This is a genomic window from Labrenzia sp. PO1, assembly GCF_012273635.1.
Taxonomy (GTDB): Bacteria; Pseudomonadota; Alphaproteobacteria; order Rhizobiales; family Stappiaceae; genus Roseibium; species Roseibium algicola.
In genome coordinates, this window is sequence record NZ_JAAXCR010000001.1 from 1,691,282 (window position 1) to 1,704,842 (window position 13,561).

At 59.3% G+C, this 13,561-nt stretch carries 11 protein-coding genes; 3 read left to right on the forward strand and 8 right to left on the reverse strand.

The features are described from left to right. Positions 1-66: 66 nt before the first annotated feature. Entirely contained in the window at positions 67-1,062 is a 996-nt protein-coding gene (locus HCG46_RS07775; protein WP_168685464.1) for a putative metalloprotease CJM1_0395 family protein, read from the reverse strand. 172 nt (positions 1,063-1,234) lie between these two features. Here HCG46_RS07775 and HCG46_RS07780 point away from each other — a divergent pair, with 172 nt between their 5' ends. Both HCG46_RS07780 and HCG46_RS07785 read left to right on the forward strand, forming a co-directional pair. Continuing rightward, on the forward strand, positions 1,235-2,038 hold the full coding sequence (locus tag HCG46_RS07780) for a creatininase family protein (protein WP_168685466.1): 804 nt from the start codon (positions 1,235-1,237) through the stop codon (positions 2,036-2,038). Between the two features lie 228 nt (positions 2,039-2,266). Further along, entirely contained in the window at positions 2,267-3,205 is a 939-nt protein-coding gene (locus HCG46_RS07785) for a LysR substrate-binding domain-containing protein (protein ID WP_031270575.1), read from the forward strand. Between the two features lie 276 nt (positions 3,206-3,481). On the opposite strand, the gene HCG46_RS07790 is transcribed toward HCG46_RS07785, so the two are convergent. Then, positions 3,482-3,784, reverse strand: a complete 303-nt coding sequence (locus HCG46_RS07790) for a LuxR C-terminal-related transcriptional regulator (RefSeq protein ID WP_077291702.1) — start codon at positions 3,782-3,784, stop codon at positions 3,482-3,484. A 122-nt stretch (positions 3,785-3,906) separates the two neighbouring features. On the opposite strand from HCG46_RS07790, the gene HCG46_RS07795 reads away from it, so the two are divergent. After that, positions 3,907-5,355 carry a helix-turn-helix transcriptional regulator gene (locus HCG46_RS07795; RefSeq protein ID WP_205838382.1) on the forward strand — a complete coding sequence of 483 codons (1,449 nt, stop codon included), beginning with the start codon at positions 3,907-3,909 and terminating at the stop codon, positions 5,353-5,355. A gap of 230 nt (positions 5,356-5,585) precedes the next feature. On the opposite strand, the gene HCG46_RS07800 is transcribed toward HCG46_RS07795, so the two are convergent. The 6 genes from HCG46_RS07800 to HCG46_RS07825 form a co-directional block, all read right to left on the reverse strand. Further along, on the reverse strand, positions 5,586-7,205 hold the full coding sequence (locus HCG46_RS07800; RefSeq protein WP_168685471.1) for a GMC family oxidoreductase N-terminal domain-containing protein: 1,620 nt from the start codon (positions 7,203-7,205) through the stop codon (positions 5,586-5,588). 258 nt (positions 7,206-7,463) lie between these two features. Next, on the reverse strand, positions 7,464-8,975 hold the full coding sequence (locus HCG46_RS07805) for an FGGY-family carbohydrate kinase (RefSeq protein WP_353621813.1): 1,512 nt from the start codon (positions 8,973-8,975) through the stop codon (positions 7,464-7,466). Further along, positions 8,968-9,810 carry a class I fructose-bisphosphate aldolase gene (locus HCG46_RS07810; protein ID WP_031270580.1) on the reverse strand — a complete coding sequence of 281 codons (843 nt, stop codon included), beginning with the start codon at positions 9,808-9,810 and terminating at the stop codon, positions 8,968-8,970. Before HCG46_RS07810 ends, HCG46_RS07805 begins: the two co-directional genes overlap by 8 nt. Continuing rightward, complete coding sequence (locus HCG46_RS07815; RefSeq protein ID WP_168685644.1) at positions 9,801-11,528, reverse strand: glycerol-3-phosphate dehydrogenase/oxidase; 1,728 nt, start codon at positions 11,526-11,528, stop codon at positions 9,801-9,803. Before HCG46_RS07815 ends, HCG46_RS07810 begins: the two co-directional genes overlap by 10 nt. Before the next feature lie 60 nt (positions 11,529-11,588). Then, complete coding sequence (locus tag HCG46_RS07820) at positions 11,589-12,584, reverse strand: aldo/keto reductase (RefSeq protein WP_168685473.1); 996 nt, start codon at positions 12,582-12,584, stop codon at positions 11,589-11,591. Further along, a complete protein-coding gene (locus HCG46_RS07825; RefSeq protein WP_055661135.1) occupies positions 12,574-13,554 on the reverse strand; it encodes a sugar-binding transcriptional regulator in 981 nt (326 codons plus the stop codon). The genes HCG46_RS07820 and HCG46_RS07825 overlap by 11 nt, the downstream gene beginning before the upstream one ends. Positions 13,555-13,561: the final 7 nt, after the last annotated feature.

Sequence of the window (13,561 nt, forward strand, 5' to 3'; positions counted from 1 at the left end):
GCTTCCGCGATAGGAAAAAATGCCTGCAGCCAGCCCTCGATTCTACGCAGGACCAGGATTGCCGGCTCAAGTGGCCAGCCCGGACAGACGGAACTGGATTTCATTGGTCCGCTCCACTGCGGACTGATAGGCGGAAATGGCTGCAGCGGTTTCCGCCCGGGCCCTGTCCCCGCTCGTTCCGCCAGCATTCTCGGCACTATCCGAGCCGCCAGAATTGTTCCGGCTAGTCGTGCTGTCCGCACCGACAGTTTCAGGATCGGGACCGGAGGCGGAATTGACATTCCCGTCGTCATCATCCCCGGACAGTTCTTCCGACTTCTTCTGCCGGACTTCTGCCTGCGCTTCGGAAATCTGGGCCCTTGCCTGCTGCGCCACCTTCAGATCCTGAGAAGACGGATCGGCAGGTGCGGTCGCAGCGCGAATGACAACCTGCATCTTGCGGATCGTGGCTTCCGGTGTGCGTTCCTTGGAGGTATCGATCTGGACCTCGCCCCCTATGGCATACCGCTTGCCGTCCGGTCCCTGCTGAAAGGTGTAGCTGGGCGCCCCGGCATAAGCACCGCCAACACGGGCATGTGCCTGCTCATGGGCACGGACTTCCTGGTCTCGCTGTTTCAATTTGTCGACCTGCTTTTCCTCGGCCTGGTCAAGGCCGTCGCCATCAGGATCTTCGTCCTTTGCAGCATCATCCTGCGCCTGGCCAGCTCCACCGCTGGCGGCTTCGGCCTCCGCATCAGCACTGTCGCCAGCAGGCGCCGCATTTGCGGGCGTTCCGGTCTCGGTCTCTTCGCTTTCGGGAGTTCCAGATGCAGTTGCCTGGCGGGATCTACCCGGCGCATCGGCAGCCCCGTCGGCTTCCTGCAGGGCGATCACGGCTTGTGCGGTCAAGGTCGGCGTGTTGCCGGCACGGGCAGAGATTGCCTGGGCACTTGCCTGGCTTGCACGCGCAGAAGCCTGGTCCCGGCCCTGGGTATTTTCCCCAGAACCAGGATCGCGTTCAGCCGCGACACCGCTTCCTCTCAGGATCGTTGCCGGCGTATTTGACAGGATTGCGCCGATCATGGCGCGGATTGTCCCAAAAAGGCGTCAGCAAATTCTAAACACCGGTTAAGAATCCAGCATCATAAGTTCGTGAAGACCCACTCGCTCAATGGCCGTTCTGCTACCGCCTCTTGCCTGCCCGGACACGCTATGCAAAGGAGAAAGTGACGTATCTTCAAAGCGGAACGGATCCATGCTGCCCAAGCCGTATTGGCAAGACATGACAACCCTCGACTTTCAGTCGCAAGGAGTTGAAGACTGGATCGCGGTTCTTCCCGTTGCGGCCATCGAACAGCACGGCCCGCATTTGCCACTGTCGACGGACACGACGATTGCAGAAGGTCAGGTCAAGCGGGTACTCGAGCTTCTGCCCTCTGGTCTGCCTGTCACTTTTCTACCCGTACAGGCCGTCGGCAAATCGGACGAACACATCTCTTCACCCGGTACATTGACCCTGGCCTGGGACACGGTCACACGCGCCTGGCTAGAGCTGGGTGAAAGCGTCGCTCGTGCCGGAATTCGCAAACTTGTGCTGATCAATTCCCACGGCGGCAACGTTCCTGTTCTGGATATCGTGGCGCGGGAGCTACGCGTAAAACACGACATGTTCGTCACCGCCACCAACTGGCTGCGGTTCGGTCAGCCCGACGGACTGTATGCCGACGCGGAATTCACCTACGGCATACATGGCGGCGACATCGAAACATCACTGATGTTACATCTGCGTCCTGACCTTGTCCGCATGGAGCTTGCCACCGATTTTCCCTCGGAACAGCAAACATACCTGCAGGAATTCAAGCATCTGCGTGGCCACGGCAAAGCCCAATACGGCTGGAAGGCGCAGGACCTGAACATAACGGGCGCGCTCGGCAACGCCTCGCTGGCCACGGCTGAAAAGGGTCGGCAATCGCTCGATCACGCAGCACGCGGCTTTATCGAGCTGCTTGAGGACGTCAACAACTTCGATCTTGCAAGGCTCTGGTCACCGGCACCTTGAGACCAGCCGGAAATCGTCCCGAGCTTGCCGGGACGGCTTGAGCTTACGCAAAGGGAAGCATTCGATTTCGTAATATAGCAATATTACGGAATTAAAGCAGGTATTATTCGCGTTTATTCAGCTAAACCCACAAGAATACACAACAATTCTCTGCATGTGTTGACCTGCACCTGTTTAGGCGACACATTAATAAAGGTGGAGATTTGAGAGGGCGGTTCTCGCAGAACCATGAATCTTTCTATTCGGCAACTGGCGACCTTTCGAGAGGTCATGCGAAGTGGCTCGATTTCTGAAGCCGCGCGTACGCTTGGCCGGACGCAACCTGCAGTCAGCTCCACAATCGCGGGTCTTGAAACCGAACTGGAATTGAAACTGTTCGTTCGCGAGCAAGGCCGTCTGGTTCCGACACCGGAAGCGGAATTCTTCCTGGAAGAAGCGGAAGCCATTCTCAAGCGGCTGGAAATTTCCAAGCGCACCCTGCGCGGTCTCGCCAACCGGGAACACGGCCAACTGCGGGTCGCAGGCATACCGGAAGCGACGGCTGATTTCCTGCCCAACAGCCTGTCGAAGTTCATTGCCGACAAGCCAAGCGTCAAGGTTGCCCTGGCCAGCAGAACGTCAGCCGAAATCGAGGAGCTGATCGCCGCGCAGCAATTCGATATCGGATTTGCAGAAACACCGAGAGCCCGAAATTCCTTCGACCAGATCGACTTCGACCTGGAATGCATGTGCGCGATCCCCGCGACCGACCCGCTGGCCTCGAAGGAAGTCATTACCCCGACTGAACTGGATGGATATCCGCTGGCGCTGCTTCATTCAGAACATCGCAGCCACCGGCAGACACTCGCCCGTTTTCGCGATGCCGGAGTTCGTTTCAACCAGCGCTTCGAACTTCAGACGGCCTGGCTTGGGCTCCGCTTCGTCGAAGCAGGCCTCTGCGCCCTGATGTGCGACATGATCACGGCCTACAACGCGCAGGAAAAAGGTCGGCTCGGCATGGGCCCGCCCATGATCGTCTTTCGTCCGTTCCGGCCGCGCATACAGAACAGCCTGTCGATCCTCACACCGACCCACCGGCCGATTTCCATTGTCGCCAAGGACTTTTGCGACTTCCTCGCCGCGGAGGTGGAAAGCATCCGCACATCCATGATCAAGCGGACAGCCTGATACTTTGCCGGAAACGTCCGGCTCGTATGTTCAGTGGGGTCGGGAAGCAGGTTTTCGACGAAATGCAAGCGTCTGACGGCGGTCTCGCCGTCAGACTGGCTGCGGTTCGCGGTTATTTTCTCGCGATATGCCGCAGTCGATGGGGCTTGCACAATCTGTCAGACGCACGCCTGATCAAACACAGTCGAGCTGGCTGCACCGGTATTTCAGTTTGACCCACCTCCGGACACCCACAGGTTTCTGGCTGGATGTCCGGAAGGCTGGTCTGTCACCAGATCAGGCGGCTGCGTTCTGGAAAATCGCGCTGTTGGCAGCGACGATGGCAACCGCATTGGTGCGATTTTTCGCCCCTAAACGGGTGATGGCATTGCGGATATGCGCTTTGACGGTCGCAATCGACACGTCCAGCTCATAGGCAATCTGCTTGTTCACCTTGCCTTCGCACAGCTTCACCATGATTTCCAGCTGGCGCGGCGTCACCAGGTCGGTGAGGTTGATCGGCCAACGGATGCCTGCGGCGAACGGGCCGGCGCTACCATTGACTGCGGAACTTGTCGGCAAGGCGAAATGGGCGGTCATCACTATGTTCCTTGGGTTTGTATTCCTCCGTGGTGGCAGGACTTTTCATGATTATCCGGCTATTGTAAAATGTTAAAATGCATACTGCATAATGTTAAAGTTTTGCAATTTGATCCTGAAGGATGCCAAGCGTGAGCAAAAAACTCTATTCCGGCCACACGTTGAGGCAAATCCGCTCGGATTTCGGCCTTTCCCAGGTGGAGTTTGCAAAGAAAATCGGCCTGTCCACCGCCTATGTGAACCAGATCGAAAACAACAACCGCCCGGTCACCGCCTCGGTGTTGCTAACGATTAACAGGATCTTTGGCGTCGATCTGTCGGCCTTCGAGCAGAACGACCTCGACCGGGTGGTGCAGGATCTTCAGGAAATTTTCGCCGACACCCAGTTTCTGACAGCCTCCGTCGGCCGGCAGGAAGTGCATGAGCTGGTCACTCGGGCACCAGGCGTCACCAAGGCAATCATGGATCTTTACGGCGCGCTGCGGACCTATCACGACCGGGAAGCGAACGAGGACGATCTGGTCCAGCTCGGCGGCAGTCCGGAAAGCGGTCCCGGACCTCGGAAATCCGCTTATGAAGAGGTCCGCGACTATTTCCACTACATGGACAATTACGTCGACAGCATCGACCGGGCCGCGGAGAAGCTCTCGCTGGAAATCGGACTTTCGAAAGCCCCTTCGAAGTTCACCGCCCTGACCACCTGGCTTCAGGAACGCTTCGGTATATCAGTCACGGAATTTCCGGACTATCGAGGCACGTTGATCCGTCAGGACGATTTCGCCCGCACCATCGCGCTCTACAGTGCCATTCCGCAATCGACCAAGAGCTTCCTGCTTGGGTCAGTCGTCGCCGAACTGTGTGTACGAGACCTCATTTCGGAAGAGGTCACCAAGGCAAGGTTCAAGACCAAGTCGGCGGAAAGCATTGCGCGGCTGGCGTTGCGGAACTATTTCGCGGGCGCCTTGATCCTGGACTATGACGACTTCCTGAAAACCGCTGCGGAAACCCGGCACGATATCCAGCTTCTTTCGAATCGGCTGGACGCCAGTATCGAGACCGTCTGCCACCGTCTGTCGACCCTGCAGCGCCCCGGCGCCAAAGGTCTGCCGTTCTACTTCGTCAAGATCGACCGGGCCGGCAACGTCGTCAAACGCCACAGCGCAACCCGGTTCCAGTTCGCCCGCTTCGGCGGCTCCTGCCCGCGCTGGAACGTCCATCAGGCCTTTGAACAGAATTCCAACAAGTTCACCTCGCAGGTCGCCCAGATGCCTGACGGAGTACGCTATCTTTGCGTGGCGACCAGCATCACCAAACACCAGCCGGACTACCGCAGCGGCGAGCGCCGCTACGCGCTTGGTATCGGCTGCGAGGTGCAATATGCCGATGCGGTGGTCTATGCCGACGGGCTTGCAGTCGACGAGATCTCCTCGCCCGAGCCCATTGGCGTCAACTGCCGCATCTGCCCGAGGGACAATTGCGACCAGCGCGCCTTCCCGGCCGTCGACAAGGAACCTTTCATCGATTCAGGCCAGCGCGGTATCGTTCCGTATCGGGTGAAGGCGGCTGATTAAGCCCGCTGTTTCAGGCATTTGCTGCATAACAACAAGAAACGCCACCACACATCTTTCCTCATCCTGAGGAGGACCAACAGGTCCGTCTCGAAGGATGGGCCGCTTGCCCAGAATATGCCGCCCATCCTTCGAGACAGCGTTGACACGCTTCCTCAGGATGAGGCAGTGGGTGGGCAATGTTCAGGGAGCCTCATAAGGGCCGCCGCCGATTTATTCCAACCCAAAAAAGCTCAGCCCCGTTGCTTCATCCGGATCATGTCCGCCGCCTTTTCGGCGATCATCACCACGGGCGAAGCCGTGTTGCCGGAAACGATCTTCGGCATGATCGAGGCATCGATAACCCGAAGGCCATCGAGACCGCGAACTTTCAGCTGAGGATCGACAACCGACTGTTCGTCCGGACCCATCCGGCAGGTTCCAACCGGGTGGAAGATCGTGGTGGCGATATCGCCGACCTTTTTCAGAAGGTCCTCGTCGCTGTCGACCTGAGGCCCCGGCAGGATTTCCTCCGGCTGGTAGGCCTGCAAGGCCTTGGCCGTCATGATCTCCCGCGCCTGACGTACGGACTTGAGGGCAATGAGCTTGTCCTTTTCCGCCGACAGGTAATTCAGTTTGATGTCGGGTTGCTGCCCACTATCACCGCTCTGAATATGTGACGCACCAACGCTTTCCGGACGAAGGTTGCACACCGAAACCGTGATTGCCGGGAACGGATGCAGCGGGTCGCCGAGCTTGTCGGTCGAGAGAGGCTGGACGTGATATTCGAGATCCGGCGTTTCAAGCGACGGATCTGACTTGGTGAACATGCCGAACTGGCTGGGTGCCATCGACATGGGCCCGGATCGCATCAACCCGTATTGAAGCGCAATCGAGGCTTTTCCGAAAAGACTGTTGGCCATGGTGTTCAGGGTCTTGGCGTTCTTGACCTTGTAGACCGTTCGGATCTGAAGGTGATCCTGCAGGTTCTCGCCAACGCCAGCACGTTCATGCTTCACCTCGATGCCGTGCTGCGACAGCACCGCGCCATTGCCGATACCGGAGAGCTCCAGGATCTTGGGTGAATTGATCGCCCCCGCAGCCAGCAGAACTTCGCGCTCCGCCCGCGCGGTCCTTTCCTGCCCCTTCACGGTGAAGGTAACACCGGCTGCACGCTTGCCTTCCAGCAGGATCGACCTGGTTTCGGCATGGGTGATCAAGCGCAGGTTCGGCCGTTTCAGTGCCGGGCGAAGGAAACCTTTCGCCGTGTTCCAGCGAACGCCGCCATTCTGGTTGACCTCGAAAAAACCGCTGCCTTCGTTGCTGCCGTCATTGAAATCCGCACGCGGTTCGACACCGAACTCCCGTGCGCCTTTCTGAACGGCTTCGAGGATTTCCCATTTCAGGCGCTGCTTGGAGACTTTCCACTCACCGCCACCGCCATGCAAACCTGACTTTCCGGCATGATGGTCTTCCGACTTCAGGAAATAGGGCAGCACATCATCCCAGGACCAGCCGACGTTGCCAAGCTGACGCCAATGGTCGTAATCCGCCGCCTGGCCGCGCATGTAGATCATGCCGTTGACGGACGTACAGCCACCCAGAACCTTGCCACGCGGATAGACCAGGCTGCGTCCGTTGAGGCCCGGCTCGCTGGCTGTCTTCATCATCCAGTCGGTGCGCGGATTGCCAATGCAAAAGAGATATCCGACCGGGATATGCACCCAGTGATAATTGTCCGAACCGCCGGCTTCCAGAAGCAGCACCTTGACCGAAGGATCTTCGGTCAGCCGGTTTGCCAGAACACAGCCGGCCGTTCCGGCCCCGACGATCACATAATCGTAGGTTCCATCGAGTGAAGTCGGACCGCTCATGTCGTTTCCCGTTTCCTGCCCATTTCCTGTCCGCAGTCTTTCCTGCTGCGGTCCAAACTTCGATGATCTGCATCATGCCGGACCAGGCAATCTTCCGCCGGCACTGATGAGACCCTTTAACACCCTCATCCTGATCAGGTTTTCTGTTTCTTCGCAAACTCGAAAAAAGACATATGTGGGCGCTCGCCGATGCGAATTCGCCCGGCTGTTTCCCTCACACTAGAAGATCCTGACGTTTCGGCAATTCCTCCAAGAGGACTATTCGTCCATGACATGCATATCGGCCCAGAAGGACCGAAGAGCATCTGTCAGCTTGCAATAGGTCCGGTAGCGCCGGTCGTAGTGCGATTTCATCGTAGTTACCGGCAGGTATTCCTTCTGCGCCCTCGTCATGGCTGCGACAGCCGTCTCGTAATCGGGGAAGAGACCGACACCAACACCGCCTCCAATGGCCGCGCCCAGCGCACCCGTCTCACGAGCTTCCGCAACGGTGATCGGAACGCCCAGGCAATCGGCGAACATCTGCGGCCAGACCGGGCTGCGTGACCCGCCTCCGGAGAGAACTGCCCGGTCGAACGTGACACCGGTTCTCCCGAGCACCTCGATATGGCGGCGATGTTCAAAGAGAACCCCTTCGAACAAGGCCCGCAACAGGTGCCCTTCCGAATGCCAGCCGGCGAGACCATAGAACCCTGCGCGGAAGTCCGCCCCAAGCCGCGAGCCGTAAAGGAACGGATGAAAGAACGGGTCGTCCGCCGCGGGCGCGACCTCCGCGATCCTCGCGTTGCAATAGCCGAACGGATCGTCGTGATGTTTCCCGCGCTCCACCAGCTCTCGCACATACCATTCCAGGTTGGCAGCCGATGTTGCGCTCGATTCGATATTGACGAACCGGCCGGGGGCAAAACCCGAGGCCATGAACATTGCCTTGTCGACGATCGGGGCCTCCGAAAAGACCTGATTGATGCTCCAGGTGCCTGCAATGATCGAGGCTTCGCCGGGATGGACAACGCCCGACCCGAGCGCGCTGGCGATCACGTCAAAATAGCCGCCGACAACCGGCGTCCCTTCCTTCAGTCCGGTCGCAGCCGCGGCTTCTGCCGTGACATGCCCGGCCACATCCGCCGGTTCGACCAGATGCGGCAGCATCGGCTCCGCCTCGCCGAGACCATAAAGTTCCAGCAGCTCCCTGTCGTAGAGATTGTCCGGCAACCTCAACAGACCGCACCCTGACATGTCGGAGATCTCGCTGACGCGTTCTCCGGTAAACTTGAAGGTGATGAAGTCCTTGCACAGGAGCACGGTTCCGGTCCGGGCATAAAGATCCGGCCGGTTGTCCTTGATCCAGGCAAGCAGCGTCGGGGTCTGGGATGGCCAGGGTTCCTGCAGACACAGGGCGTGCAGCCTGTCACCATGCGCCTCACGCAGCTTGCCTGCATGATCCGCTGCGCGCGTATCCAGCGACTGGATGCCGAGCAGTGGCTCATGGTCCTTGTCCAGCAGGTAGAGACCGTTGCCGTGCCCGGCACAACCAACTGCCGCGATCTGCGAAGGCTCGACACCGGCTTTGTCAAGGCACTCGCGGATAACCGTTTGCGCATTGCGCCACAACTCTCCGAGATCGCGTTCAACATGTCCGGGAGCAGGTGAAAACGATTGGCCGTCCAGCGCGCTCATCGCCACCTGGCGGCCCGCCAGATCGAACAGGACAGCCTTGATCACCGTGTTGCCGGCATCAAGCCCCAGCAGATAAGTCCTGTCGTCAGCCACGGTTATAGATGTCCCATGCTTCGTCACCGTCGGCACCGTTGTGGATCATTGCCATGAGTGCCGCAACCACCGCTTTCGGGTTGTCGTGCTGATAGATGTTGCGTCCATAGACCATGCCCTTGGCACCCTGGCGCATCAATGCAGCGGATTTCCTGAGAACGGTCTTCAGGTCTTCCTTGCCACCACCACGAACCAGAACCGGAACGCGCGCCGCTTCGACCACCCGGTGGAAATCTTCCGCGTTATCGGTCGGGTCCGCCTTGATGATGTCGGCTCCCATCTCGCTTGCCAGCCGAACCAGTGTCACGATCTTGTCTGCGTCGCCGTCGACCTGATAGCCGCCCCGGATGTCGTTCGGCAGCATCACCAGCGGCTCGATCATCAACGGCATGCCGTATTTGTGGCAGGCGGCGCGCACCCTGGAGATATTCTCCACGCATTGGCGAAACAGCTCAGGCTCATCCGGCAACATGAACAGGTTCACCACGACACAAGCCGCATCCATTTCCAGAGCCCCGATGATCGGCTCGTCTGCATTCTGCAGCAGCGACCACATCACCCGGTGGCGCTGGTCATTGTAGGGGTTGCCCATGTCGATGCGCATCACCAGCGCCGGCTTGTCCTTCTCCGGACGCGACTGCAACAGATCCGCCTGGCCATAGGCCATCTGGATCGCATCAGGCCCGGCCTTGACCAGGGTGTCGACAACCCCAGCCATGTCTTCCAGGCCAACCATGAAGCTCGGTTCGTTGCACACGCCATGATCAACGGCAACATCCAGGCAGCCGCCGTGGGTGAACATCCGGTTCATCCGGGCTTTGGGGCTCAAACGCATATTCTGCTCCTGCTTGTGTCTTGGTTCCGGCGATCTTCAAACGAAACGCCGTGATAGGTGGAAAGGTCTTCGATCAGCCGGTCGCGCTGAAACCCGCGCTCTGCGTCGGACCAGCCGAGCTCTTCACCGGCGACAGCCGCCAGCTTGTCGAGCAGCTCTTCACTGATCAGTCCTTGGATGGCGAGTGTCGTCCGGCGCAACACGATGTCGGCAAGGGTCACCACGCTTTCGCGGGAGGCGAGGAACGCGATCTCCGCCGCTGTGATTTCTGTCTGCGGCGAAAGTGCCACGTCGTCCGACCGGCCCTGACAAAAGGCCAGCAGCTCCGTCGCTGTGGTGCCATAGGTCGCCACCAGGTGCGCGGCGCGCGCGGGACCAATGCCATAGCCCGAGATCAGGTCGCGCTCCAGGATCACGGCAGCATCAGGAAAATCCTTTCCGCCGCCGATCGGGCGCGACAGGGTGCCGACCTGCCTGGTCCGGCCAAGTTCGCTGAGCACTTCGTCCGTTGCCTGTTCGGCAAAGGCACGGAACGTTGTCCACTTGCCGCCGATCATGCAAATCTGCGGAACGGGGCCTTCGATACGCTTCGTAAAATGGCCCCTGGAAATCCGGCCGGTAAAATCATGATCGCTCTTCGGCAATGGCCGAATGCCGCTGTAACTGAAAACGACATCATCCGCATTGAAGTCGATCTCCGGAAAGACCAGCCGGAGCGAGCCCAGAATGTAGGCTTCTTCTTCCGGCTCACAGCGCACACGTTCGGCCGTCTTGACGCGGATATCTGTTGACCCGGCCAGCACCTTGCCGAAGAACGGAAAGACAATGCAGACCCGGCCATCCGAATTCTCGAAATAGACCATATGGCCGCCAAGCGCCTTCTCCAGCGCCGGATTGTCGAGAATGAGATGCGATCCCTTTGTACCCGACACCAGGCGTTCGTGGCTGGAATTGCCGGCAAGCTCATCAATGGCATCATCCAGCCAGGCGCCAGTGGCATTGACGAGGATCTTCGCCGAGATCTCTTCCGTTCGGCCGCTCACCTGATCTCGCACAACAAAACCGCTCCCGGCCGGCTCAAGACAGGCATAGTTGAGGGCGACACAGTCCGGAGCCACTTCTTCCGCTTCCCTGACCAGTTCCAGACCAAGCCGCTCCGGGTGGCTGATCCAGGCATCGTGATAAGTGGCCGAACACCGGATGGCACCGGTCAGTCCAGGCCAGGTATTCCGGGTCGCCTTCGCCCCGCGGAAACGGTGTTTCGGCAACAACCGGCGTTTGCGTGTCACCCAGTCATAAAGCGTCAGCCCGAGCTTGATCGGAACCGCTCCCCGTCTGGAGGGCTGACCTGAAAAGCCGAAGAAACTTGCCGCGCTGTTCAAGAGCCCGGAAAAGAGAGAGCCGATGGGAATGACGGTCGGCAGCGGATGGACCAGATGAGGCGCATTGACCAGCAGCGCGTCGCGTTCGCGCAGGGATTCGCGCACCAGGTCGAACTCGCCGTTTTCCAGATAGCGCAATCCTCCATGGATCATGCGCGACAAGGCAGAACTGCACCCCGAACAAAAGTCGTTCCGTTCCACCAGCAGCACCCTGACACCCTGCAGCGCCAGATCCCGGTAGACCCCGATCCCGTTGATACCGCCGCCGACGACAACGGCGTCGAACGCGCCGTCACGCGCGATACGGTCCCATTTTCCTTGCCGTTGTTCGGACATGCCTTCCCCGTTCACCGGACGGATGCCCGGTGCCCTTTCCAATCTCAATTTCGAAGTCTCTTAAGCGGCGAGTTCGGTCAGATGGGTCGCGGCAGCATCGCCGATGAGCCCGATTTCTTCACTGGTCAACCTGAGGCGCCCCGCCTTGGCATTCTCCCGCGCCTGCTCCGGATCACGGGCTCCGCACAAGGAGAAGGTGATGCCCGGCTGCTGCAGCGTCCAGGCGATCACCACCTGGGCCTTGGTGGCACCATGGGCCTCCGCTATCGGCGCGATGGCATCCATAAGCTTGGCAACCTTGCGGCGGTTTTCGACCGAGAAGCGCGGATTGTCCTTGCGCTGATCATCACCTTCGAAGGTTCTGTCAGGACCGATCTTGCCCGTCAGAAGGCCCAGCGCCAGCGATGAATAGCTCAGCACCGAAACTTTTTCCTTGAGGCAGAGCGGCACCAGGGTGTCCTCGATGTCGCGCTTGATCATCGAATATTCTTCCTGGATCGCGTCCAGCTGCCCTGCAGCCACATAGGCTTTCACATCGTCGGCGGTCGTGTTGCTGGCACCGATGGAGCGGATCTTGCCCTGGGTCTTCAGGGTTTCCAGCGCCTCCATGGTTTCCGCAATCGGCGTGGTCGGATCCTGCCAATGGGTGATGTAGTGGTCGATGTAATCGGTCCCGAGCCGCTTCAGGCTCTGCTCTACCTCATGGACGATCGCATCCTTGCCGAGATACCGGTGCACCGGCTTGCCGTCGTAATCAAAGAAGTGATTGCCTTTCTGGGTGTGCCAGACGAGACCGCATTTGGTTGCCAGCACCACCTTTTCGCGGCGGCCTGCAATCGCCTTGCCGACAATCTCCTCCGACAGCCCCTGGCCATACGCTGGAGCAGTGTCGATCAGGCTGATGCCTTCATCGATGGAAGCCTGAATTGCGGAAATCGACTTGGCTTCATCCGTGCCGCCCCACATCCAGCCGCCAATGGCCCAGGTGCCGAGCCCGATAGCCGACGCCTCGATGCCTGAACGTCCGATCTCGCGTGTCAGCATTTCATGCAACATTCTGTTTGCCTTCCATGGTTGCAAGGACCGCTCCCGCGGTGTCCTCGTCCAAGATGAGTGAATTCAGATAGTTTCCGTTGAGGACGGCCCGGATCGGCCAGATCTTTTCGTCGCCCGAGGTCACCCCGATGACGCGCTTGAAGCGCCGCAGCTCTTCAGGCGCCAGTGCGACCAGCCGCGAATTGAGGGCGTAGTCGGCAACCGTGCCGTCCTGCCGCATCAGGTAGGCAAGGAATTCGGCGCTGACACCGCTACCAACCAGCATCTTGCGGTCCGATTCAGGCATCGGATGCAGGTCGTAGTAGCTCGAGCCGGGCGTCGCGATGGATCCGATGCCGACCAGAGCGATCGTTGCCTGCCGTGCCAGGTCCAGGACCTCGCGAATGGAGCCGACTTCCATCAGCATGTCGCGCTGTTCCCGGCTTTCGGCAAAGAGTGGCGCATGAAGCTGCAGCGCCTTGCCGCCCAGCTTCTCGGCCATCAGGCTGGCCTGATGATTAACATCCGTGTGGTACTTGCCCTGCACCCCTCCGGTGAGCGGCACCACGGTGACGTCGAACTTCCGGTCGGTCTCGATGTTCTGCACCACCGCCCCGACGGCCTTGCCACCCGTGATGGCGATGATGTCGCCATCGCGGATGGTCTCCACCAGATGGTTGGCAGCGGCAAGCCCGACCTGCTTCAGCGTCGTGTTCGGGCTGCCTTCGACGGACGATGTAACCAGGGCTTTTGAAAGCGGCGTCGATTGTTCCAGCAGGTTTTCCAGATCCGTCAACCGCTGGAACGGGTTCTCGATATCGATCTTGATCATGCCCATCTTGCGGCCCTGGGTGATCAGACGGTTCACCTTGGACGTCGACAGGTTGAGCAGTTCGGCGATTTCCGACTGTTTCTTGCCTTCCAGGAAATGCAGCACGAGAACCGTGTGCATCTGGCGCATCAGCTCGATATCGTTTTTCTTGTCCGCCATCTGGTTG